Genomic DNA, 23,632 nt, shown 5'->3' with positions numbered 1-23,632 from the left:
AATTAAAATAAATGAGTTCAAAATTTATAGCAGTGGTGGGCTTACAATGGGGAGATGAGGGGAAGGGGAAAATTATAGATGCGCTAAGAAATGAATATAAAATAGGAATTAGATTCCAAGGAGGGGCAAACGCTGGTCATACTGTCTATAGAGATAATGAAAAAATAGTTTTACATCAACTACCTACGAGTATTTTACACCCCGAAAAAGAGGCACTCATAAGTTGCGGATGCGTTCTTGACCTTGAAGAACTAATAAAAGAAAAAGAAGATTTAAGCAAAAAAAATATCAGTGTAGATAATAGACTCTTTATAGATGAAAGAACTCCTCTTGTTTTTAATTTTCATAAGGAGGAAGACATATTAGAAGAAGATAAAAAGAAAGAGGGAAAAATTGGAACAACAGGTAAAGGTATAGGCCCTGCCTATAGAGACTTAGTTTCAAGAAAAGCTTTAAAAATAGGGGACCTAAGAGATAAAGACTATGCATATAGGAAATTTAGCGAGCTATGGGAATTCGCTAGTGAAATAAGGGGGGCAAGGTACGGAAGACCAATGATTCCTAAAGATGATATCTTCGAAAAAACCCTAGATTTATTCTCAAAAGTAAGAGAATTTTTGACTGATGGAATATTATACATAATGGAAAAGGAAAGGATGGGTGAACCGATACTTTTTGAGGGGGCACAGGGAGCACTCCTTGATGTTGCTCTTGGAACTTATCCGTATGTAACATCATCTCATACTGTTACTGCCTCAATTTCTCTTACTACGGGAGTTGCTCCATGGAAATTAAATAGAATTATTGGCGTTTTTAAATGCTATAGCACTAGAGTAGGAGAAGGACCTTTTCCAACCGAGGAAAAAGGTGAAATTGGAGTTTATCTCAGAGAGAAGGGACAAGAGTTTGGTGCAACTACAGGTAGACCACGAAGGTGTGGATGGCTTGATTTACCCCTTCTAAAATACTCTATTAGGATAACAGGGGCAACAGAACTAATAATAACAAAAATTGATGTTTTAAAAGATTTAAAAAAAATAAAAGTTTGTAAAGCTTACGAATATAACGGAAAAGTGATTGATTATCCTCCTCCACTTTCACAGGAACTTGAAAAAGTAAGACCAATTTATGAGGAGTTCGAAGGGTTTGAGCCTGACGAAAATAATGAAAATTTGAGAAAATTTTTGGAATACATAGAGAAAGAGACAGGAACAAAAATTACATATTTTTCTGCAACAAACAGTGAGGAACTTAGAAAAGTTAAACTTAATACCTGAATTTGAAGAAACAATTGAAACTTTTAATTTAATCGAGAAAAACGATAAAATACTTATTTCTTATTCAGGAGGCCCTGACTCAACTTTTTTAACACTCTCACTACTAAAAATTAAAGAAAAATATAATCTTACTCTTTCAATTTTTTACCTGAATCATAGACTCCCGGGAAGCTTAGATTCAAGGAAAGTAGAAGAGTTTGCCGCAAATTTTGGTCTCAAATCTTATGTGTACGAAGAAGATATTGTTAAATTTTCAAAAGAAAATAAACTCAATATTGAAGAGGCTGGAAGAATAAAAAGGTACTCACTTTTAGAGGAAATTTCCCTTAAAGATGGATATAACAAAATTGCTACAGCCCACACTCTAAACGATGCGCTTGAAAGCTATATAATTAGATTTCTAAGAGAAGGGCTTTCGCTTCTTTCTCCACCTATAAAACCGAAATTTAAAAAAATAATTAGACCTCTAATTTTAATTCCAAGAGAGAAAATTTTGAGATTCTTAAAAGAAAATGATATACCTTACCATTTGGATATTGAAAATTATGACTTAAGGAGAACAAGAAATAAAATAAGACATATTTTAGTGCCCATTCTTTTTAGGGAGTTTAATTACAATCTTGAGAAATTTAAGAAGTTCTATTTAAGAGCACTTGAAGAAAGTGAGTTTTACGAAAGGAAAGTAAAAAGCGAAGTAAAATCTGTTATAGAAGAGGAAAATCCTCTTTATTTAAAAATTAACAGAGAAAAAATTCTCAAATTGGATTCTTTCGAAAAAAGAGAAGTTTTAAAAAATATTTATTATGATTTTTGTCCAGAAAATGAATTAACTAGAGAAACACTCTTTAAAATGGAAAAAATACTAGAAAATGGCGGCAAAATAGAGGTTAGAAAAAATGTTTATTTTATATCAAAAAAAAACCTAGTTCTCTTTCTCAGGAAAATTCCATATTTTGAAATCCCTTTAAAAGAGGGTGAATTTGAAATAGAGGGATTAAAAATAAAGATAAAAATAAGTGAGGATAGAGAAAAAGGAGGGTTACCAAGAAGTCTTTTAAGTGAGGCTAAACTAAGATTAAGGAAAAAGGGCGATTTTATTGAGACCGAAAAAGGCAAGAAATTAAAATTAAAGAAATTTTTTGAGAATAAAAAAGTACCCTTTTACTTAAGAGATAATTTAGTAGTACTTGAATACAAGGGAAATATCGTATGGGTAGAGGGATTTGAACCCTTCATGAAGGGGGGAAACATAAAAATTGAGGTCTTAAAATGGATTTAATTTTGAAAGAAAAAGAAATTAAAAAAAAGGTAAAAGAAATTGCAGAATTATTAAGAAACGAGTATAAAGAAAAAAATCCAATAATAATCGGAGTCTTAAAGGGGGGATTTGTATTCCTAGCTGACTTAATAAGAGAAATGGGAATTGACTGTACTTTGGAATTTATAAGACTTTCAAGCTATGGGAAAAAATCTAAAATAACTGAAAAGGACGTAAAAATAATGTGGGATATACCAATTGATATTAAAGATAAAGACGTTATACTGGTTGAGGATATTATCGACACAGGCTATACTCTTAAATTTCTAAAAGAAGCTCTTTTAAAGAGAAAACCTAAATCTCTCAAAACAGTCGTGTTTCTTGACAAATACGAAAGGAGAGAGGTAGATATAGAAATCGATATAGTAGGTTTTAAAGTACCCAATAAGTTTTTGGTAGGCTATGGGCTTGACTACAATGAAAAATTCAGGTATTTTAAAAATGTATATGGCCTTGATGAAGAAGAAATAATTAAATACGGAAAATGAACGAAAGAAATAGTAAAGAAAATAAAGTTTTAAGCTTCTCAACTTTGGTCACCTGGACCCTAATCTTTTTAGTTGTAATTTTATTCCTAGTCTACTACGCAGAAAAAAATTTAAAGATCTTAAATCTAACTTACTCTGAATTTATACAGGAAGTAGAAAAGGGAAACATAAAAAGCGTTATAGTTTCAGAAAGAGAAATTCATGGAGAATTTAAAACTCCGAGGGTAGTAAAGGGTATTCCATATAGTGAATTCAAAATAGCTCTTCCTATGCAGAAACCCGATATTTTAGATTTTTTAGTCAAAAAGAACGTCATCGTTGAAACAAGGGTAAGAAGTTCCCTAGTAGACTTTCTTTTAGGCTATCTTCCTTGGTTTTTACTTCTTGTTGGACTTTGGTTTTTGTTTTTTAGGCAAATACAGGCAGGTAACTCTAGGGCCTTTTCATTTGTAAAAGTTAGAGCAAAACTTATAACAGATAAAAAACCAAATGTAACTTTTAACGATGTAGCTGGTTGCGAAGAAGCTAAAGAAGAGTTAAAAGAAATTGTAGAATTTTTGAAAAATCCTCAAAAATTTCAAAAACTTGGGGCAAAGATTCCTAAGGGGATTTTAATTGTGGGGGCACCAGGAACAGGAAAAACCCTTTTGGCTAAGGCTGTAGCAGGTGAGGCAGGTGTACCCTTTTTGTCAATATCAGGATCTGACTTTGTTGAACTTTTTGTTGGTGTTGGAGCAGCAAGAGTGAGAGATCTTTTTGAACAGGCAAGAAAAAATGCACCTTGTATTATTTTCATAGATGAAATAGATGCTGTCGGAAGATTAAGAGGAGCAGGTCTCGGTGGTGGACACGATGAGAGAGAGCAAACACTTAACCAGATCCTAGTTGAAATGGATGGATTTGACACAAGAGAGGGAATTATAGTAATGGCGGCAACAAATAGACCAGATATACTTGATCCTGCCCTTTTAAGACCTGGAAGGTTTGATAGAAGAATAGTTTTACCAATTCCTGATGTAAAGGGGAGGGAGGAAATAATAAAGATACACGCGAGAAATAAACCAATCGGTGAGGATGTAGACTTTTCAGTTATAGCTAAGGGAACTCCTGGTTTTTCCGGTGCAGATCTTGCAAACTTAGTAAATGAGGCTGCCTTACTTGCCGCAAGGAAAGGTAAAGAAAAAATTACTATGGAAGATTTTGAGGAGGCAAAGGATAAGATACTCATGGGAGTTGCAAGGAAAAGTATGGTTTTAACACCTAAGGAAAGGGAACAGGTTGCTTACCACGAATCAGGTCACGCGATACTTTCTCTTTTGCTTCCACACGCCGACCCGATCCACAAAGTTACTATTATTCCGAGGGGTCAAGCTCTTGGAGTAACCCAACAATTACCAAAAGATGATAGACATATTTACTCTAAGGAATATCTTATGGATCAGCTAACTGTTTTGATGGGGGGGAGAGTAGCCGAGAAGTTGATATTTAAGAGTATTTCAACAGGAGCGGCAGCAAATGATATAGAAACAGCTACCCAAATTGCAAGAAAAATGGTAGGAGAGTGGGGAATGAGTGAAAGAATAGGTCCTGTTTCCTTTGGAAAACAAGAGGAAGAAGTTTTTCTCGGAAGGGAACTTGGATTAAAGAGAAATATAAGCGAAAAGATAAGTGAGTTAATTGATGAAGAAGTTAAAAGAATTATAGAGGAGGCCGAAAAAAGAGCAGAAAATTTACTTTCAGGAAAAATTGATGCTCTCCATAGACTAGCTAAAGCTTTACTTGAAAAAGAAATTCTTGACGCTGAGGAAATAAAAAAGATTGTTTTAGAGAACTAAATTAATATTTCTCAGAAGGCCCCGAAGCTTTACTCTTTTAAGGGGACTGTCTCTCAAATATTTTTCGGGATTATTAATAAAATGATGTAAATCAAATTTTGAAACGTAGGGATGGAGGGGAAAATCTGTTGGCTCTATAGGGTTTTTATTCCAGGGACAAACTTCCTGACATATATCACATCCAAAAATCCATCCGTTTAATTTTTTTGAAATTTCTTCTGGAATTTCCCCCCTATTCTCTATGGTATGATAGGAAATACATTTATTTGAATCTAAAACAAAGGGCTTGACTATTGCCCCTGTTGGACAAGCTTCAATACATCTTTGACAGGTTCCGCAATAATTTTTTTCTAATTTTATATCAGGTTCAATAGGATAGTTTAAAAGAACAACACCTAGTAATAAATAGGAGCCCTTTTTGAAGGAAATGAGCATAGTGTTTTTACCAATAAAACCCAGACCTGCTTTCCTTGCGAACATTCTTTCAAGAATTGGACCTGTGTCTACATAAATTTTATAATCAATATCATTAAATATCTTTTTTGTCTCTTCCATCACTTTTTTTAATTTTTTAAATAAAAATTTATGGTAATCTACATGTAGGGCATATCCTGCAATTTTGAATTTTTCAAAATATATCTTTTTGTAAGGGATGGCAACTACTAAAACACTTTCCACCTCGCTATACACCTTTTTGACATCTATTCTTTTATCAAGTGTTTTTTCCACCCAATACATATCAGCGTGATATTTATTTTTAATCCAGCTTTTTAATGACAATACGTCATTCTCATCTATACTAGGATCTGCAAAACCGTAAATATAAATTTTCTCCTCTTTTAGCTTTTCTATTATGAACTCTTTTAAATCTCTCATATAAAATAATAGGATGAAAGTGTTAGGTCACGAAAAACAGATTAGTTTTTTTGAAAAAATTATAAGGGAAAACGACTTAAGGGGAAGTTATATACTTTCAGGACCAGAGGGAGTTGGAAAGTTAGAGACACTTAAGTTTATCTTGATGAAATATGTGTGCAAAGATAATATTCCTTGTTTTGAATGTTTGATGTGTAGGAGAATGAAAAGCCTCTCAATCCCAGATATAAATTACATCTTACCCGATAAAATAAGGGAAAATTTAAATGAACTCTATGAAAAAAAAGAGTGGACTTTTGATAACTTAAGAACAGATTACTTTTCCAGGGAGCTAACGATAGGAATAGATACAATAAGAATGATAGAAAGTGAACTTTTAGTAAGACCGATAGAGCTAAAGAGGAAGTTTTATATTTTTCTTGATGCTGACCTAATGAGAAGAGAGGCCCAAAATGCCTTTTTAAAAATCTTAGAAGAACCACCTGAATTTGTGACTTACTTTTTAATTACACCCTTTCCTGATTCTCTTCAACTTACCATAAGATCAAGATGTATTCAAATTCCCTTTTTTAGTCTAAGTTTTAAAGAATTTAAAAAATACTTTGAAGGAGGTAGGGATATCTATTTTCTTTATAGAATGTCATCAGGATCAATAGGGAAAGCAAGAAAAATTCTTAGGGAAAATCTTATAGATGAGTATGGAAAATTTCTAAAGGAGTTGATGAGAACTCAAGAAGAATCTTATTTTTACTATAGAGAAGAAAGTAGAGATTATTTAAGGGATAAAATTTTTCTTTTTGGCTTTTTTATTAGAGAAATAACAGAATTAAAGCTTGGAAATAAGGATGTATTTAAAGAGCATCCTTATTCTTCAGAGATAGATTACTTGAATAAAAGGATAGACTTATATACTTTAGATCTTTTGCATGAAAAATACTATAAAATTCTTGAGGGATTAAAAAGAAACATTCCTACCTATCTTCTTATCTATCTTATTGATTCTATCAGATTTGGTCTTGCATAATATACAATGGAAATAAGAAATATACTTTGGGCATCTGATTTTAATCCATTATCAAATTATGCTTTCGAGTGGGCAAAGTACTTTGCCCTAAAATTTAACGCAAAACTCCATGCAATCCATGTGATTCCAGAATCAGAAACACCTATATTTGAAAGAAAAGAAGAAATCGAAAATATGTTCAACCTCATGGAAAAAGAAAGAATTGAATTGGCAAAACAAAGTTTTGAAGCAAAAAGAAAAGAACTGTATGAACAAATAGAATTTGAAACCTATGTTTTTAAAGGTGAGGTAAAAAACAAAATTGTAGAGTTCGTAAATGAGAAAAATATAGATCTTTTGGTCTTGGGAGCCTCTAGCAAGGAGGAAAAACAGAAGATCGGAACAACAAGTTATAGAATTTTAACTGAAATAAGAATTCCAGTTTTGGTGGTTAAAGAAGAAAAAAAGAGAGATGTTAAAAAAATACTTGTACCAATTGATTTTACAAAACTATCTTTTAAAGCGCTTGAGTACGCTATACTCCTTTCCAAGAGATTAGACGCAGAGATCCATGTTTTACACGTTGTTGAAATTTTAGGATCAATGGGATTAAGAGAAACTGAGGAAAAATTAATTGAAGAAACAACAAGACTTTTAAAAATGGAAAGAGAGAAGTATAAAGAAGAGTCTTCCAAGATTTTTGTAAATGCGTTAAAGAGGGATTCAGCTGAAATAGGAATTATTGAGTTTGCGATCGAGAATGACATCGATATTATATGCATAGCAACAAGGGGTAAAAGGGGATTGTCTCACTTTTTCCTTGGATCAGTAGCTGAAAAGGTTTTGAGATTATCTGAGGTACCGGTTATTGCCTTCAATCCCGTATAATCTTTTGATTCTTGGTAAAAATTTCTATATAATTGATAATTAAGTAGGGAGGGGTGGCCGAGCGGTCTAAGGCGGCGGCTTGCTAAGCCGTTTCCCCGACTAAAATCGGGGACGCGGGTTCGAATCCCGCCCCCTCCGTTTTTTTAAACCTTCGGAGGCTAAATGCTATCTAAAGAAAAAATCCTTGAAAAGATGAAAAATGTTTATGATCCAGAAATACCAGTTAACGTTGTAGACCTTGGACTTGTGTACGACGTAAAAATTGAAGAGGGAGGAAAAGTAAACATATTAATGACCCTCACAGCCCCAGGATGCCCCATATATAGCTACATAGCCGAACAGGTAAAAAGAGAATTAAAAACCCTCGAGGGAGTAAAAGAGGTTAACGTTGAATTTACCTTTGACCCACCATGGTCACCAGAAAGAGTAACTGAAGAGGGAAAAGAAGCACTAAGATCAATGGGGTTTGATATATAACATACTTTTTGAAGCTAAAAATAACAATATCAAAAGTAGATAAATATATATTCTTTTCGTTAATTCCTCCCTTTCTTTATTCAATTATCTTACTCCTCATGATAATGCTTCTTGATAAGATTTTTGACTTAGCCGATCTAGTTTTTAAAAAGAAAATACCTTTTATAGTTGTTCTTGAGATACTTTCACTTTCAATTCCCTACATGTTAGCTCTTGTGATCCCTATGAGCATGTTAGTTAGTACTCTCTATGTATTTGGAAACCTAGGACAAGATAGGGAAATTTTAGCTCTTTCAACAAGTGGAATCTCACTTCTTCGAATTACAAGAGTACCACTCTTTTTTTCTATTATACTTTTCTTGTTTTTAATATACTTTAACGGCTTTTTTGTTCCTAATGTTAATCACCTACTTAAACAAAAAATTTACTATATGTATAGATATAGACCATCTATTGCAATAAAGGAGGGAGTTTTTAACGAAATAGGAAACATGAGTATATATATCGAAAAAAAAGAAGGAAACGGGGATATATTAAAAAATATTAGAATTTTTCAGAAGGAAGAGGAAATTTCACAGATTATAAATGCAAAAGAGGGCTTAATAGAAAGGGTAAAAAATGGCTACATTCTAATTTTAAAAGATGGCATGATAAAGGAGAAAAAAGAAGGAGAAATAAGCGTAAGAAGAGTTGAATTTAAAGAGTATAAAATTTACATTGAAGACAAAAGGGAAGAAGAGATTGGAATTGTATCTAAAAGTGATAGAGAGCTAACCTTAAGGGAGCTTTTATTGAATATAGAAAGGAACTTAGAAAAATTAAGAAAAAATAAAGAAGAAAATAAATTTTTATTTTTAGAGACGCAGCGTTACTGGGTAGAGGTGCACAAAAAATTCTCTATACCATTTGCAAGTATTGTCTTTGTTATAATCGGTATCCCTCTTGCAAAGATATTTGGAAAAGCAGGCTGGGGATCCGCCTTTGGAATCTCAATAATAGTTTTTACTATCCACTACATTCTTCTTGTTGTAGGTGAAGAACTTGCTGATAGAGGTATGATTTCAACCTTTTTAGCAATGTGGACCGGAAATATATTAACACTCTTGACTGGAATTTACCTTCTCTACAAAACTAGATAAATAATCATAAAATTTTTTCTCTATATTCATTTGAATTTCCGGATAGATAATAAAATCTTCTTTTAGAGGAATTCTAACAAAATCTTTCTCAGTCGTTATTATATAATCACACTTTAATTTTTCCCTAATCTTTAAGATCTTATCCATATCTTTTTGACTGAAATAGTGATGATCAAAGAACTTTAGATGTTCCCTAAGCACAAAATTTTTTGCTATAAATCTTTTTAAAGATAAAGGAGCAGCAATTCCCGTAACAAGTAAAACATAGTCCCTCTTTGAAGGAATAATTACTTCTCCCCTATAGTTTTTGAAACACTTTAAGATATAATTTGCGAAGAAATATAATTTTTTTCTTTTATCAAGAAATGGAATTCTATAGGTACGCATTTCTTTCATTTTCCTATTAATAATGATTAGGTCACCGTTAAAAAGCTCATTTCTAAAATCTCTCATTAATCCAAGTGGGGGAAATTTCTCATGATTTAAAATTTCTTTTTCATCGGTAACATAAATGTTGAGATCAAAATAAAATTTTTTTATCTGAAGGGCATCATCAAGTACAAAAATTGATATGTCCCTATTTTTTTGAAGTTCTCTTGCAGCTAACAGTCTATCTTTATGAACGCCTATTGGTATATTAAATTTTTGGAAAATTAGAAAAGCTTCGTCTCCTATTTCAGAAACTTTAACTTCTAAGTTCTCAAAAACAGTCACTAATTTTTTCTCTTTTCTTTTATAGCCTCGTGTAAGTAATGCAACTTTAATTTTTTTATCTAACAAAAACTTAATTATTTCTATCACAAGGGGAGTTTTTCCACTTCCTCCCATTGAAATACCTCCCACTCCTATTGAAGTATAAGGAAATTTTTTGCTAATTCTCTTTAGGATTAGATTTCTTGCTGAAATGAAAAAAACTAAAGGGTTCACCTTATAATTATTTAATACTTTGTGGAGGGGTGCCCGAGCCTGGTTTAAGGGGTGCGACTCGAAATCGCATAGTCCCCTAAAAAGGGGACACGCGGGTTCAAATCCCGCCCCCTCCGCTTAATTCTAAACTCTAAGAAGTAAAAAGTTTTACCATTATATTTAATCCAAACTCCATAACACTCCAAGCTGGTCCTGCATGAAAAGGCCTTAAATTCCTAAATCTCCACGGTAAATACATACCAAGTAACTTCTTCCCCAACCTCCAAACCGGCGAGGATCCTACCTTGTACTTTTCTATCTCAGACTCTTTAACCTTCACAGGTTGCTCCGGCATTTGAGTAACCTCAAGAGGAACTCTGGCAAAGGTAGCCTTATCAAGTTGCTCCATTATACACATACTGGTAGGAACAAAAGGAGACTTAAAATCTTTTTTCTCTATTTCTGAATATATGTGCTCCGCTACTGTACCTGCCTGCAAGAGAGCTAAAAAAGCCTGCTTTACAGGAAAATCTCCAATATCACCAACCGCATATATGTTTGGATAATCTACAGTCTGTCTTGTTTCCATTTTCGTTTTGATAAAACCTCGCTCATCTGTCTTCAAACTAGATAGTTTTACAGAAGATAGATAAGGTGGAAAAGAAATAAGAAGATCAAAAGGTAAAGATTTACCATTTTTATACTTGACCTCCTTTTGTTCAACTTTCTCTACAACATATTCTGTATAACCAGTGATTTTCCTCTTTTCAAACTCCTCTGAAACTACCTTATGTAGCCTTGGTCCAAAAGCCTGAATGAAGCTTTTTTCATAAGTTGTATAGACTATGTTAACTTTATCCCTTACCTTCTTCATTCTCAAATAAGTATCAAGCATAAAAACAATTTCATAGAGTGGTCCAGAACACTTGTTATTTGGTGGAACAAGGAATAAAACTTCTTGTCTTTTACCTTCCTTAGCACTCTCAATTAACTTATTTACAGAATCTCTCAATTTGAGCATCTCCTCTGGAGTCCATATTGTATTCGCATACTCTGAAAGACCACTTACCTCCTCTGGGGCCATTTTCGCTCCAACTGCTACGACAAGATAGTCATAATCGAGAGTTTTACCATCTACATAAACCCTCTGCTTTGAAGGATCTATATCTAAAAGACTAGCCTTTAAAAAATTTATTCCGAACTTTTTGGCAGCATCAAGATAACTAAACGTAAGTTCCTTAGGATCCTTTCCAAAGGGTATGTATATAGTGTTAGGCTTAAAAAGGAAGTAGTCTTGATCAGATACAAGAGTGATGTCAACCTTCTTTGTAAGTCTATATAGGAGGTAAGATATAACCTCAAGACCCCCAAAGCCTCCACCAACTACAACTACCTTTATATTTTTCATTTTAGCTCTTTATAGCAAAACTACCAGTTATAACACTTTTTGCCCTTAAAGTAATTTGGAAGTTCAATAAATCCTACGGTTGTAGCAACCTTAATTTTTGGAAAACTGTCCCCTAAAAGAGGCATTCTTTTTATCTCTCCCATAGCTTACCTCTTTTTACTTCAATGCTTCATATACCTTCCCTATCAATTCCTCAGAGGGTTTAAGTGTCTTCATTCCAGGTTTCCACTTTGCTGGACATGTCTCTTCTGGTTTATCCCAACAGTATGCATAGGCCTGTAACTTCCTTAAAAGCTCTTCAGCATTTCTGCCAACATTGTAATATGTAATTTCAGAGGATACAAGAACCCCCTCAGGATTAATAATAAAGGTACCCCTTAGCGCAAGTCCTGTATTTTCATCGTAGACTCCAAAAAGTCTTGAAACGGCACCTTTCGGATCTGCACCCATAGGATACCTGATGTTCTGAATAGATTTTTCGTGTTTAAACCAGGCATAGTGGACATACTTAGTATCAGTACTTATAGAAACTACTTCAGCTCCTAACTTTTTAAGTTCGTCATACTTTTCTGCTACGTCAGAAAGTTCTGTTGGACAGACGAACGTAAAATCTGCAGGATAAAATACCAGGATCACCCACTTTTTGTTATTTATTGCCTCTGCAAGGCTGAACTTCCCAAACTTACCCGTTGCTGGGTCAAAGGTTTCAAGTTCAAAGTTTGGTACTTTTTGACCAATTTTTACTACTTCTGACATAATTTCACCTCCTTTTTTAAGTTTTTAAAATTTATTTTTTTAAGCTCTTCTTCTATCTTTTTTTTCATATTAACCCATAATGGGTACATGTTACATATATTAGAAAACTTACATTTCTTTCTATTAACAGAACAAAAATTTAAGTAAATTGGACCTTGCATTATCTCAATTATATCTAAAACGCTTATATCCTTGGGATTCTTTAATAAATAAAATCCACCTCCTTTTCCTTTCACAGAATTAACAATTCCTCTTTTTTTTAATTTTTGAAGAATTTTTGCTAAGAACGTAGGAGGTATAGACCTCTCTTTGGCAATCTCGAAAACATCAACAATTCGGCCTTTATTCTGAGATAAGTAAATTAAACTTCTTAGGGCGTAATCGGTTTCTCTTTTTATCATCATATCAAAAAGGACTTTTTTAGTCCTATTTATTATAAGCCCCTTTTTTCAGACTTTTCAAATTGAAAAATAAAAGATAGAGTTTTATCTCACAAAAGTTTTATAATTGATATAAAAAGCGAGGTTAAGATATGGAAAAAATAAAAGGTATTTTTTTGGAAAGGATAAATAGATTCGCATGCAAAGTGGACACAGATGGAAAAGAGCAAGAGGCTTTTCTCCCTGACTCAAAAAGGTTAAGTAGGATAATAGAAAGGAACGATGAAGTAATTTTAGCTACCACAAGAGGAAAGTTTCCCTATAAGATCATTGCGACAAAATTAGATAATCTTTGGATCTTTCTAGATAATCTTATAGTAGGGAATTTTTTAGAAGAAGAAATTGAAAAAGGAAATTTACCAGTTTTCAAAAATTGGAAAATAGAGAGTAAAAAAGAAAAAATTAATAGCTATAAAGTAGATCTGATTTTAAAAAAGAAAAATAAAAAAATGCTCTGCAAGATAAACTACTGTTTAAGTGCTATAAATGGAATATCAACTTTCCCCGATACGCTAAATTTAGGGAGAATAAAAGATATAAAGGAATTAACAAAAAAGAAAAGAGAGGGAAAATCATCAGCAATTATATTTGTTGCACCCAGGGAAGATGTAAAGGATTTTGCACCAAACTCAACCATCAGCCTAAGCTACTCAAAAAACCTTTACAAAGCTATACTTGAAGGAGTCGAAATTTATCTTGTAGTTATAGGACTTGATCCTAGTAATTTTAGTCTAAAAATTAATCTATGTAAAAAGCTTGATATTCTTGAAATTCTTAGGAATGAGTATCACATATGGAGATATCCTGAAGTTTTTATAAAAAATTTTGAAAAAATTAAAAGAGAAATTTTTATAGAAATGGTAGGAACTACATGTTATCACTGTTCCTTTGAGGAAAACTTCTATGATTTTCTAGATTTTGCAAGAGAAAGAGGCTTATATTTTAAAGTAAAGGAGATTACAAGTAAGCCGGGGAAACTCTACGCAACACTAAGGCTAAACTTTTATTGAAATTTAACGAAAGTAATTTTTAATATATATTTATGGAAAAGGCAAAGTGTCCGCTTTGTGAAGCTTTAATAACTGTTCCATTAAAAAAAATTGGCTATGAATTCTCATGCCCTGAATGCAACGAAAGAGTCGTAGTAAAACAGATAAACCCACTGATACTTGATCTTGCACTAAATGACTACGATAGCGAAGATGTAAAATTCGAAAAAATGTAAAATTGATCAAATTTTCTATTTTTACAATTGGTTGTAGAACAAACATAGCAGAAAGTGAAAAGTTAAGAGCTCTTCTTATATCTAAAAATTTTGTATACACTGAAGATATAAAAGAAGCAAATTATATATTCATAAACACATGCACTGTTACCCACAAGGCAGATAGAGACTCAAAAAAAATTTTTAACAGAGTTAGAAGAATAAACAAAGAGGCACAGATTTTTATAACAGGCTGTGCTACAGACCTTTTTAAAGAAGAAAAAAATGTTAAAATTCTCAAATTTGGGGAATTACTTGCAAACTTAGATCATCTTGGAGAAGAACCTAAAATTTTACCCCCAGACAAGTCAGGACACTCAAGATATTTCTTAAAAATACAGGAAGGATGTGACTACCAGTGCTCCTTCTGTATTGTTCCTTTTAAAAGAGGTAAGGCAAAATCTGTGGATTTAACCAGTCTAATAAAAGAAACTGAAATAGCCATATCAAAAGGTTATAGGGAGATAGTTCTTACCGGTACACAAATTGGAGACTATGGAAAGGATCTAGATAAAAAAATTAACTTAGGTTTCCTGATTGAAGAACTTCTTAAGATTGATCAAAATTTCAGAATAAGGTTATCTTCTTTACATCCATCCCATGTTAATGAAATTTTTGAACTTTTAACCGAAAAAAGGATACCCCCCCATCTTCATATTCCTCTTCAAAGTGCATCAGAAAAAATCCTTAAAGATATGAAAAGACCCTACACACTGAAGTTTTTCGATAGAATTCTAGAAAAAATTTTAAAAATAAATAGAAAATTTAGTATAGGAACGGATCTTATTGTAGGTTTTCCTACAGAGGGAGAAAAAGAGTTTAGAGAAACCTTGGATTATGCTGAAAAGGCTCCATTTTCGTATATTCACATTTTTTCCTATTCAAAAAGAATAGGTACAGAGGCCGCAAAACTAGAAAGCCTTGACCCCAAAATAATTAGCGAAAGAATGAAAATAATAAAAGAATTAGATCATAAAAAAAGACTAAATTTTTTAAATTCTCTTCTACATAAAGTAGCGGAACCAGTTTATGAACAGAAGGAAGATGATTTTTTAAAAGGACTCTGTGAGTATGGATTTTCAGTTAAATTTAAGGGTAATAACATAAAAAAGGGAGAAATAGTAAAAACGTACATATACGGAACTGAAAATACTTATCTTTTAGGATACAAGATTTAAATTATGAAAATTCTAGAAGAAATTAAAAAAGAAATTCACGAGTCTTACAAATCACTCCTAAAGGATTACATAACTCTTCCACAAGAAGAGAGCGAAGAAAAGGAAAAAGAAGTATTTGTTATTTTTGAAGAAGGAAAATCCTCCTTTAGTTTTGAAACCGAAAGAGAAGAAATAGAAGATATTTTAAATCTCATAAAACTCGGCCAATATGATAAAGCTATAGAAAGAATAAGAGAGTTAAAATCTAAGGAAACTCCCAAAATAGTAATTGATGACTTTAAAATATCAAGAGACGAAATAAACCTCTAAAACTATAATAATTTTTCTTCTTCAATAGTCCTTTTCAATGCCTCTTCAAAATCCGTCATAGTTTTTTTTAAAATTTTTTTAATTTTTTCAGAATTTAAAACATCTACTCCTTTTCTCCTCTTTAAAAACTCAACTTTAAATTTTTTCCTTGTTAACTTTTCAAAAATATCCTTTATTTCCTCTACGGATTTTACAACACCACTACCGCAGTTATAAATACCCTCTAAAGAAAGCTCCATTACAGAGATAATGTAACAAGCTGCATCATATGAAAATATATACTCATACCTTGCAGAATAATCATCATAAAGATAAACAGTATCTCTTTTTTCTCTTAAAGCTTTTAGAAAATCTGCAATAGGATTTCTTTCCATAAAAGGACCAAAAATTCTCGGAAATCTAATTGAAGTAAATTTTAAATTCTTTTTCTTACTTAAAACTAAAAGCAGCCCCTCTCCTGCAAACTTCTGTGAACCGTATAAACTACTACGGAACTTAGCATCCTCCTCTTCAGGAAATAAAGTATTATCATAGACACTTGCCGAAGAAATATAAATAAAATGACCACTCTTAATCTTTTCAAGAACCCTAATAGGAAAAATTAAATTAACCTCCAAGGCTTCTAAGTAATTCTTCTCTACTTGAAACTCCCCAGAAATAGCAGCTAGATAAATAAAAAAATCAGCCTCTAATTCAACATCAGAAAAATTATCAAAATAAAAGAATTCATCACTAAACCAATCTTTTTTTCTTTTTGAGAAACCTATAATTTTAAAATCTTTTTCTTTTAACTTTTTATAAAGTGACCTTCCTAAAAGATCCGAAAGACCGAATAATATTACTTTTTTCTCTATTTTAGTTATTTAAAAGAATAGCACCAAGAAGAGGTAAAAATATCTCAATGTGAAAAGTGAAGGAGACACCTTTACCGCCATCTTTCGTAGGTCTTTCAACAACATTTTGTAAAGGCCTATAGTGTTGAATTTGATCAATGTTGCATGCAAAGAAATTATAAACTTTATAACCAAGGTTTCTTACAACGGAAAGACTCTTCAAGAAAACCTCAGGCATTATAACGGCTGAAGCAACGTTTATCACAACTCCGCCTCCCTCAAGATTAGAAAGGTAGCTTATAAATCTCTTAAAGTCTTTTAAAGTAGTAAAACCAACCTCCTCTCCTTCAAGAAAAGGGTACATGTGAGTTATATCTGTGCCGATTGCAACGTGAAAACTCATGGGAATGTTTCTTTCACTTAAAAGACATATTAGACTTTTATCCTTATAGGGAGGATTCTTTTTATTAAGAACTATAGGTAAGATCTCTCCCATTCCCTTTTTTTCCTTATATCCTCTCTTTAAGGCCTCATTAAAAAACTCCATGGTTTCTTTTGTCATTCCAAACTTTCCATCCTTTATAGTTTCTTCAACGAATTCAGAAGTTTCTCCAAACATAGCTATTTCAAAATCATGAATAGCAACAGCACCTTGACCAGCAAGCCAAGTTAAATATCCTTCTTCAGCCAGTTTTGCCAAAAGAGGTGCAAGTCCACATTTTATAACAGCATCACCAACCATCCATATAATAGGCTTTTTTTGCTCTCTTGCCTTTTTTAAATTTAAAACAAATTCCCTCAAATCATTCGCCTTGAAAACACTAGGAAGATAATCAAGAAATAAAGAAAATCTATCTGGAATAATATCTTTTATAAAATGGGAAACATTCAGTTTATTTCTTCTATCTTTTATAGATATTAGCTTCAGATTAAAAATTTCTTCCTCCCTCATATTATTACCTCTCCGTCAAAATTGTCCTTATAGTTTATATTTAATAAACTCAAAAGTGTGGGAGTAAAGTCTACAATTTTAACATTATCTTTAACGATTTTTCTACCCCTTATATATATAAAGGCGTCGTCGAAACTATGAACCCCCACTATAGGTGAATGAACATATAGCTCATCTAAATTAAACTCTGACTTAAGATCATAACCTATTTCTGGAATAATAATAAAATCAGGAGCACTACTTATAAACTCTTTACCAAATATTTCATACTTATTTTTATAACCCCCTATTCCTTCGTAATTTCCTAATTCTTTCAAAAAATTTTCCACCTCCTCCCTTATTTCATTTTCCCGGTAAAGGGCTTTTGGAAATCTTTCTTTTTTAAATAAATATATTCTACCTGGTGCAAGCGTAAAAACCTTAGATGTTTCGATAATATTTCTAAAATCATAAGTCAAATTTCCCTTAAATTTTAATAATCCCCTTGACTTTAAAAGATAAAAAATATTTAAACTTTTCTTCAACTCTTTAGAACCATGATCTGAAAAAATAATAAGCTCATCCTCATCTTTTAAATTTTTTTCAAAAAAAAGACCGATTCTTTTGTCTAAAAAAGAAAAGTAATCTCTTAATTTATCAAAATCTTTAATAAAAAAGTGTAAAAGTCTATCAGTCTCCATAATATTTAACATAATTACATCGAAATCTTCTTTTTTAATTATTTCCTCACAAACTTTAAATCTTTTCTCTGTCACAGTAAAAAGTTCATTATAAAAAACTTTCTTCTTTCTATCATCTTGTGCCATCCATGGATCAAGATCAATGACATACTTTTCTTTTAAAAGAAAATCCCTTAAATTTCTGGGATAAACTGCTCTATCTACACTTGGAGCAAGAAATCCTGAAATACAAACTGTATTTCTAACCTCAGGAGGTGGATAAGTAATCGGTAAATTTATATGTAAAACCCTCTTATCATAATCGGATAAAATTTCAATAAGAGTCTTTACTTTAATATCTCTATAATTAGGTATAAAAAGAGAGAGATCATCCCTCACATCGATAAATCCAAAAATTCCATGAGAACCAGGATATTTGCCAGTTAAAAGAGTTGCCCAAGCAACTGATGAAAGAGTAGGATAAACTGAATACATCTTTTTTATATCACCTTCCTCAAAAATTTTTCTTAGGTAACAGGTTATATTTTTTTCGCAAAAATCACTCAGTAGAGAGAAAGGAACCCCATCAAGGCCTAAGGCGTAAAGTTTTTTTTTACTCATTTTTAAAACTTTCCCTTAAAATCTCATAAACTTCTGGTCTTAAGATCTTTTTAACTCCCTGTGATCCACTTCTAAGAGCATCTCTAATTTTTGTCATACTGATATATTCTCTAAAACTTTCACTGTGAGGACATGTATTTTCTGAAACTACCCCATCACATTTTTTACACAGAAAAACAGATTTTACCTTAATGATCTCTATACCTATATCTGGGTACTCATCAAAAATTCTATGAGCAGCATAAGGATCATAAAAATTGCCAACTCCTGCATGATCCCTCCCAACTATAAAATGAGTTGCACCGTAATTTTTTCTAACTACAGCATGAAAAACTGCCTCTTTTGGACCTGCATACCTCATTGGTGTAGTAAGACCTGAGAGAACTACCCTTTCTCTTGGAAAATAATTATCTATCAATACACGATAACTTCTTAAAATAATATCGTTTGAGTAGTCACCTTCCTTTTTTTTCCCTAAAATGGGATGTATAAAAAGACAATCAGTTATTTCCAGTGCAATCCTTTGAAGGTACTCATGGGCTATATGAGGAGCATTTCTTGTCTGAAAGGCGCAAACAGTTTTAAAATTATTTTCCCTAAAAATTTTTCTTGTCTCTTCTGGTGTAAGTTCATATTCAGAAAAAGGATGTTTTGGTCTTTTAAAAAGCCATACCTTACCTCCTATAGCATAATCTCCCTTTGATTTAAGATGAAGTACACCTGGATGTTCAGTTGATTCGGTTCCAAAAACTTTCTTAGAGACGTAATTTAAATCAAGCTCATACACCTCTTCGACCTCTACCATACCAAATATTTCTCCCTTAAAAGAAATCAAAAGTTCACCACTATGAGGAATCTGTTTAAATGTTTCCCTGTCTATTTGAAGTAAAACAGGAATAGTAAAAGGATGATTATTTAGTAATCTTCCTTTTTCACAAACACTTTGAAGTTCATCTTTTGTCATAAAGCCTTCAAGTGGTGTAAAGCTTCCAATAGCAATCTTTTCAAGATCAAAAAGAGTATCTTCGTCAACCTCAATCTTTTTAAGATCTTTTTCTATTGGGATTTCTTTACCTTTAGGTATTAATCTCTGAACAAGTTCCATTTTAATTTAAAAAGATTGAAAAAATTTTTTCTTAGTCTTATTATATAAAATCCTAAAATTTAGGTTCAATACTTAGAAGGAAGGGATAATATGGAGCAAATAAGGATAGAATTAAGGTTACAGACGCTATATGCTCTGCAAAAGTTTTTAAAACTCCTAAGATTAAAGATTAGAAAGATAATTTTTTTAATAGGTGGAAATTAAAGTTTTTACTTTAAAACCTAAAAAAATTAGAGAAATTCTAGGAGTATTGAATCAAAATTTAAAGGTCCTTCAAACAAATTTTTCTGGAAAAATTTCAGTGAGGGGAGAGGAAATAAAATTCGAGGGAACAAAGAAAGAATTTGAAAGATTTAGAGATCTTTTAAAAGAACTTGAAGCAAAGGCACAGGAAGGTAAGTTTTTTGAGCCTGAGGAAATTATCGAAATACTTAACTATAAAAACAGCATAGATGAAAAAGATAAAGAAAAAAATGTAATTGTTACACCAAAAAAAATTGTCGTACCAAAAACAGAAAACCAGATTCTCTATGTTGAAGCTTTAAGAAAATATCCAATAACTTTTTCAATAGGTCCTGCAGGAACTGGTAAAACGTATCTTGCTGTAGCTGTGGCTCTTGAAAGTCTCATGGAAGAAAAAGTTGAAAGGATAATTTTAACTAGACCTGCAGTTGAGGCAGGAGAATCACTTGGTTTTTTACCCGGAAGCTTTCAAGAAAAAGTTGATCCTTATCTCAGACCACTTTATGATGCACTTTTTGACATGATGCCTTACGAAAGAATAAAGAAATTGATGAGTACAGGTGTAATCGAGATAGCACCTCTTGCATACATGAGGGGAAGAACCTTATCAAATGCCTTTGTAATTCTCGATGAAGCACAAAATACAAACTACCTACAAATGAAAATGTTTTTAACAAGAATGGGACTTAAAACCAAAATAGCTATCACAGGAGATGTGACTCAGATTGATTTAAAAGAAAAAGAAGAATCAGGGCTTTTAATTGCTGAAAAAATACTAAAAGATTTAGATGGAATAAAATTTATATACCTTGGACCGGAAGATATAATAAGACATCCTATTGTGAAATCTATTATTATTGCATACGAAAAGTATGAGAGAAAAAAAAGAGAGGGAAAGAATAGTTAGGATTTCATCTTTACTTATTTTTTCAATTTTACTCCCAATATTTGCACCTTTTTCTGAGAAAAAAACATATGCTATGAGAAAAGGGGAAATACCTCAGAAAGATATAATAGCTGAGTTTACTTTTGAGGTACCGAGAAAAGATGCAGAACTTTTAAGAGAGAAAGAGGAGATATTAAAAACCTTAACAGTTGTTTTATCGCCCCTTGTTACTCCTTCTATTGATACCGAACTAATAGTACAACAGTTTTTAGATTTCGACAAAAAAACAAGGAAAAAAATTTTAGATGGTACAAAAAAATTTTTAAAAGAAATTGAAAACTTAGTAATAGTTGAAGAAATTGATACTATAAGAAAACTAAAGAGAGAATACGTAATTTTATTAACACCTGAGGGAGACAAATTTTATCCCGTAGACAAAATTTTATCAATTCAAGAGGTTAAAGAAATATTAAAAAGAAAGGCTCGTGAAATTTTTCCACATAATCTACAGCTTTCCTTTTTGTTTGAAGAATTGATATCACCGTTTATAAATCCAAATTATAGAATTGATTTTGAGGAAACTCGAAGAAAAGAAGAGAAATTAATTGAATCGATAGAGAAAATTAAAGAAGTGGTATATAAGGGTGAAATAATTGCAAAAGCTGGAGAACCACTCTCCGATGCCCAGATTGAAAAACTTGAAGTAATGGAGGCCTTAAGGGAGAAAAGTTTATTAACTAAGTTTACCTCGTTAATTCTAAGGTACATTTTATTTTTTCTGATCATAGCTTTTTCCTATTATTCAATTCGATTTATTTTCCCTGAAATATATAACGATACAAAACTAATCCTTATCACTCTTATAAATGCGGCAACTTTTATGCTTGTATCAAGTATTATAATAAAAGCTACAAAGAACTCCTTTTATATTCCCTTTGCTTTTATTCCCCTTTTCTTTTATTTTGTAACGGGCAGAAATTTTGCAGTTTTTGTTACTATAATCCTTTCTATTTTCTGTGCTATCTATTCTGGAATGAGTCTTTTTTTGCTGATATATTTCTTGTCTATTGGTATGTCAGGTATTCTAATCTCAAAATTTTTAAGAAGGAGAGCTGACTTAATTTTTGGTTCTTTTATACTATTTGTCATCTCAGTAGCACTTACATTCTTTTTTAGAGCCTATGTAGATTATAAAATATCAGAGAAAGAAATTATTTTAAGTTCGATTTTTTCTTCGGGACTCTCTGTGCTTGGTAGTATAGCTTTTTTGTTAATATATGAAAAAATTTTTGGAATCACCACCGATTTTGTATTACTTGAACTTTCATCTCCTGACTACTTTCTTTTAAAAGAGCTAGAAAAAAGAGCACCTGGAACTTATGAACACTCTTTGAGAATTTCAGAATTAGCCGTAGTCGCAGCTGAGAGTATCGGCGCAAATCCTCTTATTGCAAAAGTAGGAGCTCTTTATCACGATATAGGAAAAATTGAAATGCCCGAGTATTTCATTGAAAACCAGAAAGATGTCAGAGAAAATCCACATGCAAAGCTTTCCCCATCCCTAAGTGCAACAATTTTACTTAATCATGTTAAAAGGGGAGTCGAATTAGCAAAAAAATATAGGTTACCAGAAAGTATAGAAAAAATAATCGAAAGACATCATGGAACTTTAGTTATGAGCTATTTTTATGAAAAAGCAAAAAAATTAAATCAAAATGTAGACGAAGAGGAATTTAGATATAAGGGTCCAAAACCAGAGAAAAAGGAAGAGGCTATAATTATGCTCCTTGATGGAATTGAAGCTGCAGTTAGAAATCTTGAGAAATATAATTTTAAAAGCATCTCTGATGCCATAGACTCTGTCATAAACCATAGATTTTCAGATGGACAGTTCGATAGATGTGAAATAACAAGAAAGGATATTGAAAAAATAAAAGAAGCAATCTTACCAAAACTTGTTCACCGCTACCACATAAGAGTAGACTATCCACCACTGATTGCAAGGGAAAAAATTGTTTAAAATTAATTTTTTTAAAACAGTAAAAAAAGAAATTCCCCTTGATGAAGATGAACTAAAAAGATTAAAAAAAATCTTTAAAAAAGAAATAGAAAACAATAATTTAAAAATTAAGGAAATAAACATTATAATGGTAGGAAAAAATAGAATAAAAAAATTAAATAAAAATTTTTTAAACAGAAATAAAAAAACTGATTGTCTCTCCTTTAATTTGGATAATGTAGGAGAGATATACATATGTTCGGATTACGTTAAAAATAAGAAAGATTTTCTAAAACTTTTAATTCACAGCTTTTGTCATATACTTGGATATGATCACAAAAGTGAAAAAGAAAAAAAAATTATGGAAGAAAAAGAGAAGAGTTTAATCAGTAAAATTACAAAATGATTTTTCTTCACTTTATTTTACTAATTATCACTTTCTTAACTTCTTTTTTAGCCTCTGGAACAGAGACCGCTTTTTTCTCTCTTACGGAAGAGAGAACATCAAGATTTCCAATCAAAAAAGAAAGAAAAAAGATGATTAAAAAAATTTTAATATTCCCAGGAATAATAATATTCACTATTGTTTCTATAAATACATTTGTAAACACTTTAGCGTCCTCAGTATTTTCAAGTTTAACTTTTCAAGTTTTCAATGTAGATAAAAAGCTAATTGAAATTGTTGACACTGTTATTTTGGGTTCATTCCTATTTGTTTTCTGTGAAACTCTCCCCAAAAACTTTGCCTTAAAATCACCACATAAATTTTTGA

26 protein-coding genes and 2 tRNA genes are annotated in these 23,632 nt (G+C 31.8%); 18 read left to right on the top strand and 10 right to left on the bottom strand.

The window, feature by feature from the left end:
• The first annotated feature begins 11 nt into the window (after positions 1–11).
• Genes ABDH49_03410 through ftsH form a run of 4 tightly spaced genes read left to right on the top strand, consistent with a single transcriptional unit; the run spans position 12 to position 4,918 of the window.
• Positions 12–1,277 (top strand): adenylosuccinate synthase, encoded by a 1,266-nt coding sequence (locus ABDH49_03410; protein MEN3046016.1) that lies wholly within the window; start codon positions 12–14, stop codon positions 1,275–1,277.
• On the top strand, positions 1,243–2,556 hold the full coding sequence (tilS, locus tag ABDH49_03405) for a tRNA lysidine(34) synthetase TilS (GenBank protein MEN3046015.1): 1,314 nt from the start codon (positions 1,243–1,245) through the stop codon (positions 2,554–2,556). Before ABDH49_03410 ends, tilS begins: the two co-directional genes overlap by 35 nt.
• Positions 2,547–3,083, top strand: coding sequence for a hypoxanthine phosphoribosyltransferase (gene hpt / locus ABDH49_03400; GenBank protein ID MEN3046014.1), 537 nt, complete (start codon positions 2,547–2,549; stop codon positions 3,081–3,083). Before tilS ends, hpt begins: the two co-directional genes overlap by 10 nt.
• Positions 3,080–4,918 carry an ATP-dependent zinc metalloprotease FtsH gene (gene ftsH / locus ABDH49_03395; GenBank protein MEN3046013.1) on the top strand — a complete coding sequence of 613 codons (1,839 nt, stop codon included), beginning with the start codon at positions 3,080–3,082 and terminating at the stop codon, positions 4,916–4,918. The genes hpt and ftsH overlap by 4 nt, the downstream gene beginning before the upstream one ends.
• Here ftsH and queG read toward each other — a convergent pair.
• Positions 4,907–5,794: a tRNA epoxyqueuosine(34) reductase QueG gene (gene queG, locus ABDH49_03390; protein ID MEN3046012.1), complete on the bottom strand. Its 888-nt coding sequence runs from the start codon at positions 5,792–5,794 to the stop codon at positions 4,907–4,909. The two genes, ftsH and queG, sit on opposite strands and share 12 nt — an antisense overlap.
• 13 nt (positions 5,795–5,807) lie before the next feature.
• Between queG and ABDH49_03385 the strand changes: the two genes are divergently transcribed.
• The 5 genes from ABDH49_03385 (at position 5,808) to ABDH49_03365 (ending at position 9,301) form a co-directional block, all read left to right on the top strand.
• Positions 5,808–6,818 (top strand): hypothetical protein, encoded by a 1,011-nt coding sequence (locus tag ABDH49_03385; protein MEN3046011.1) that lies wholly within the window; start codon positions 5,808–5,810, stop codon positions 6,816–6,818.
• 6 nt (positions 6,819–6,824) lie between these two features.
• Complete coding sequence (locus ABDH49_03380; protein MEN3046010.1) at positions 6,825–7,685, top strand: universal stress protein; 861 nt, start codon at positions 6,825–6,827, stop codon at positions 7,683–7,685.
• A 47-nt stretch (positions 7,686–7,732) separates the two neighbouring features.
• Positions 7,733–7,823 (top strand) — tRNA-Ser (locus ABDH49_03375).
• A 24-nt stretch (positions 7,824–7,847) separates the two neighbouring features.
• Positions 7,848–8,162 carry an iron-sulfur cluster assembly protein gene (locus ABDH49_03370; protein ID MEN3046009.1) on the top strand — a complete coding sequence of 105 codons (315 nt, stop codon included), beginning with the start codon at positions 7,848–7,850 and terminating at the stop codon, positions 8,160–8,162.
• A gap of 8 nt (positions 8,163–8,170) precedes the next feature.
• The gene (locus tag ABDH49_03365) at positions 8,171–9,301 is read left to right on the top strand and encodes an LptF/LptG family permease (protein ID MEN3046008.1); all 1,131 of its coding nucleotides are present in this window, start codon (positions 8,171–8,173) and stop codon (positions 9,299–9,301) included.
• On the opposite strand, the gene lpxK is transcribed toward ABDH49_03365, so the two are convergent.
• Positions 9,257–10,228, bottom strand: a complete 972-nt coding sequence (gene lpxK / locus ABDH49_03360) for a tetraacyldisaccharide 4'-kinase (GenBank protein ID MEN3046007.1) — start codon at positions 10,226–10,228, stop codon at positions 9,257–9,259. The genes ABDH49_03365 and lpxK overlap by 45 nt on opposite strands.
• 23 nt (positions 10,229–10,251) lie before the next feature.
• On the opposite strand from lpxK, the gene ABDH49_03355 reads away from it, so the two are divergent.
• Positions 10,252–10,344 (top strand) — tRNA-Ser (locus ABDH49_03355).
• 14 nt (positions 10,345–10,358) lie between these two features.
• Here ABDH49_03355 and ABDH49_03350 read toward each other — a convergent pair.
• The 4 genes from ABDH49_03350 to ABDH49_03335 are packed head-to-tail and all read right to left on the bottom strand — an operon-like array spanning position 10,359 to position 12,775.
• Positions 10,359–11,615, bottom strand: coding sequence for an FAD-dependent oxidoreductase (locus ABDH49_03350; protein MEN3046006.1), 1,257 nt, complete (start codon positions 11,613–11,615; stop codon positions 10,359–10,361).
• A 20-nt stretch (positions 11,616–11,635) separates the two neighbouring features.
• Positions 11,636–11,758: a hypothetical protein gene (locus ABDH49_03345; GenBank protein ID MEN3046005.1), complete on the bottom strand. Its 123-nt coding sequence runs from the start codon at positions 11,756–11,758 to the stop codon at positions 11,636–11,638.
• A gap of 13 nt (positions 11,759–11,771) precedes the next feature.
• The gene (locus tag ABDH49_03340) at positions 11,772–12,371 is read right to left on the bottom strand and encodes a peroxiredoxin (protein ID MEN3046004.1); all 600 of its coding nucleotides are present in this window, start codon (positions 12,369–12,371) and stop codon (positions 11,772–11,774) included.
• Positions 12,359–12,775 carry an Rrf2 family transcriptional regulator gene (locus ABDH49_03335; GenBank protein ID MEN3046003.1) on the bottom strand — a complete coding sequence of 139 codons (417 nt, stop codon included), beginning with the start codon at positions 12,773–12,775 and terminating at the stop codon, positions 12,359–12,361. The genes ABDH49_03340 and ABDH49_03335 overlap by 13 nt, the downstream gene beginning before the upstream one ends.
• A 128-nt stretch (positions 12,776–12,903) precedes the next feature.
• Between ABDH49_03335 and ABDH49_03330 the strand changes: the two genes are divergently transcribed.
• The 4 genes from ABDH49_03330 to ABDH49_03315 are packed head-to-tail and all read left to right on the top strand — an operon-like array spanning position 12,904 to position 15,562.
• Positions 12,904–13,821, top strand: coding sequence for a DNA/RNA nuclease SfsA (locus ABDH49_03330; GenBank protein ID MEN3046002.1), 918 nt, complete (start codon positions 12,904–12,906; stop codon positions 13,819–13,821).
• A gap of 32 nt (positions 13,822–13,853) precedes the next feature.
• Positions 13,854–14,036 carry a hypothetical protein gene (locus ABDH49_03325; GenBank protein ID MEN3046001.1) on the top strand — a complete coding sequence of 61 codons (183 nt, stop codon included), beginning with the start codon at positions 13,854–13,856 and terminating at the stop codon, positions 14,034–14,036.
• Positions 14,037–14,038: 2 nt separating this feature from the next.
• Positions 14,039–15,253 (top strand): MiaB/RimO family radical SAM methylthiotransferase, encoded by a 1,215-nt coding sequence (locus tag ABDH49_03320; protein ID MEN3046000.1) that lies wholly within the window; start codon positions 14,039–14,041, stop codon positions 15,251–15,253.
• A 3-nt stretch (positions 15,254–15,256) separates the two neighbouring features.
• Positions 15,257–15,562 carry a hypothetical protein gene (locus tag ABDH49_03315; protein MEN3045999.1) on the top strand — a complete coding sequence of 102 codons (306 nt, stop codon included), beginning with the start codon at positions 15,257–15,259 and terminating at the stop codon, positions 15,560–15,562.
• A gap of 2 nt (positions 15,563–15,564) precedes the next feature.
• On the opposite strand, the gene ABDH49_03310 is transcribed toward ABDH49_03315, so the two are convergent.
• From ABDH49_03310 to sat, 4 genes are read right to left on the bottom strand one after another with little or no spacing between them, the layout of a single operon-like run.
• A complete protein-coding gene (locus ABDH49_03310; protein ID MEN3045998.1) occupies positions 15,565–16,401 on the bottom strand; it encodes an NAD(P)-dependent oxidoreductase in 837 nt (278 codons plus the stop codon).
• A 16-nt stretch (positions 16,402–16,417) separates the two neighbouring features.
• Positions 16,418–17,347, bottom strand: coding sequence for a hypothetical protein (locus ABDH49_03305; protein MEN3045997.1), 930 nt, complete (start codon positions 17,345–17,347; stop codon positions 16,418–16,420).
• Complete coding sequence (locus tag ABDH49_03300; protein MEN3045996.1) at positions 17,344–18,627, bottom strand: alkaline phosphatase family protein; 1,284 nt, start codon at positions 18,625–18,627, stop codon at positions 17,344–17,346. Before ABDH49_03300 ends, ABDH49_03305 begins: the two co-directional genes overlap by 4 nt.
• Positions 18,620–19,732 carry a sulfate adenylyltransferase gene (gene sat / locus ABDH49_03295; protein ID MEN3045995.1) on the bottom strand — a complete coding sequence of 371 codons (1,113 nt, stop codon included), beginning with the start codon at positions 19,730–19,732 and terminating at the stop codon, positions 18,620–18,622. Before sat ends, ABDH49_03300 begins: the two co-directional genes overlap by 8 nt.
• 193 nt (positions 19,733–19,925) lie before the next feature.
• On the opposite strand from sat, the gene ABDH49_03290 reads away from it, so the two are divergent.
• From ABDH49_03290 to ABDH49_03275, 4 genes are all read left to right on the top strand, one after another.
• The gene (locus ABDH49_03290) at positions 19,926–20,882 is read left to right on the top strand and encodes a PhoH family protein (protein MEN3045994.1); all 957 of its coding nucleotides are present in this window, start codon (positions 19,926–19,928) and stop codon (positions 20,880–20,882) included.
• The gene (locus ABDH49_03285) at positions 20,848–22,881 is read left to right on the top strand and encodes an HDIG domain-containing metalloprotein (protein ID MEN3045993.1); all 2,034 of its coding nucleotides are present in this window, start codon (positions 20,848–20,850) and stop codon (positions 22,879–22,881) included. The genes ABDH49_03290 and ABDH49_03285 overlap by 35 nt, the downstream gene beginning before the upstream one ends.
• On the top strand, positions 22,874–23,266 hold the full coding sequence (gene ybeY, locus ABDH49_03280) for an rRNA maturation RNase YbeY (GenBank protein ID MEN3045992.1): 393 nt from the start codon (positions 22,874–22,876) through the stop codon (positions 23,264–23,266). The genes ABDH49_03285 and ybeY overlap by 8 nt, the downstream gene beginning before the upstream one ends.
• Positions 23,263–23,632: CNNM domain-containing protein (locus ABDH49_03275; GenBank protein ID MEN3045991.1), on the top strand; the 370-nt coding region annotated here is incomplete at its 3' end. The genes ybeY and ABDH49_03275, both read left to right, overlap by 4 nt.

The organism is Candidatus Hydrothermales bacterium (assembly GCA_039630235.1).
Classification (GTDB): Bacteria; Hydrothermota; Hydrothermia; order Hydrothermales; family JAJRUZ01; genus JBCNVI01.
The sequence above is the reverse complement of the archived record's forward strand: the minus strand, read 5'-3'. Positions and strand labels throughout refer to the sequence as shown.

Coding starts and splice junctions, on each gene's coding strand:
- ABDH49_03340 (MEN3046004.1), bottom strand. CDS start 12,371: ATGTCAGAAGTAGTAAAAATTGGTCAAAAAGTACCAAACTTTGAACTT.
- ftsH (MEN3046013.1), top strand. CDS start 3,080: ATGAACGAAAGAAATAGTAAAGAAAATAAAGTTTTAAGCTTCTCAACT.
- ABDH49_03285 (MEN3045993.1), top strand. CDS start 20,848: ATGAGAGAAAAAAAAGAGAGGGAAAGAATAGTTAGGATTTCATCTTTA.
- hpt (MEN3046014.1), top strand. CDS start 2,547: ATGGATTTAATTTTGAAAGAAAAAGAAATTAAAAAAAAGGTAAAAGAA.
- ABDH49_03385 (MEN3046011.1), top strand. CDS start 5,808: ATGAAAGTGTTAGGTCACGAAAAACAGATTAGTTTTTTTGAAAAAATT.
- ABDH49_03370 (MEN3046009.1), top strand. CDS start 7,848: ATGCTATCTAAAGAAAAAATCCTTGAAAAGATGAAAAATGTTTATGAT.
- queG (MEN3046012.1), bottom strand. CDS start 5,794: ATGAGAGATTTAAAAGAGTTCATAATAGAAAAGCTAAAAGAGGAGAAA.
- ABDH49_03345 (MEN3046005.1), bottom strand. CDS start 11,758: ATGGGAGAGATAAAAAGAATGCCTCTTTTAGGGGACAGTTTTCCAAAA.
- ABDH49_03330 (MEN3046002.1), top strand. CDS start 12,904: ATGGAAAAAATAAAAGGTATTTTTTTGGAAAGGATAAATAGATTCGCA.
- ABDH49_03350 (MEN3046006.1), bottom strand. CDS start 11,615: ATGAAAAATATAAAGGTAGTTGTAGTTGGTGGAGGCTTTGGGGGTCTT.
- ABDH49_03325 (MEN3046001.1), top strand. CDS start 13,854: ATGGAAAAGGCAAAGTGTCCGCTTTGTGAAGCTTTAATAACTGTTCCA.
- ABDH49_03305 (MEN3045997.1), bottom strand. CDS start 17,347: ATGAGGGAGGAAGAAATTTTTAATCTGAAGCTAATATCTATAAAAGAT.
- ABDH49_03300 (MEN3045996.1), bottom strand. CDS start 18,627: ATGAGTAAAAAAAAACTTTACGCCTTAGGCCTTGATGGGGTTCCTTTC.
- sat (MEN3045995.1), bottom strand. CDS start 19,732: ATGGAACTTGTTCAGAGATTAATACCTAAAGGTAAAGAAATCCCAATA.
- ABDH49_03380 (MEN3046010.1), top strand. CDS start 6,825: ATGGAAATAAGAAATATACTTTGGGCATCTGATTTTAATCCATTATCA.
- ABDH49_03335 (MEN3046003.1), bottom strand. CDS start 12,775: ATGATGATAAAAAGAGAAACCGATTACGCCCTAAGAAGTTTAATTTAC.
- ABDH49_03315 (MEN3045999.1), top strand. CDS start 15,257: ATGAAAATTCTAGAAGAAATTAAAAAAGAAATTCACGAGTCTTACAAA.
- ABDH49_03410 (MEN3046016.1), top strand. CDS start 12: ATGAGTTCAAAATTTATAGCAGTGGTGGGCTTACAATGGGGAGATGAG.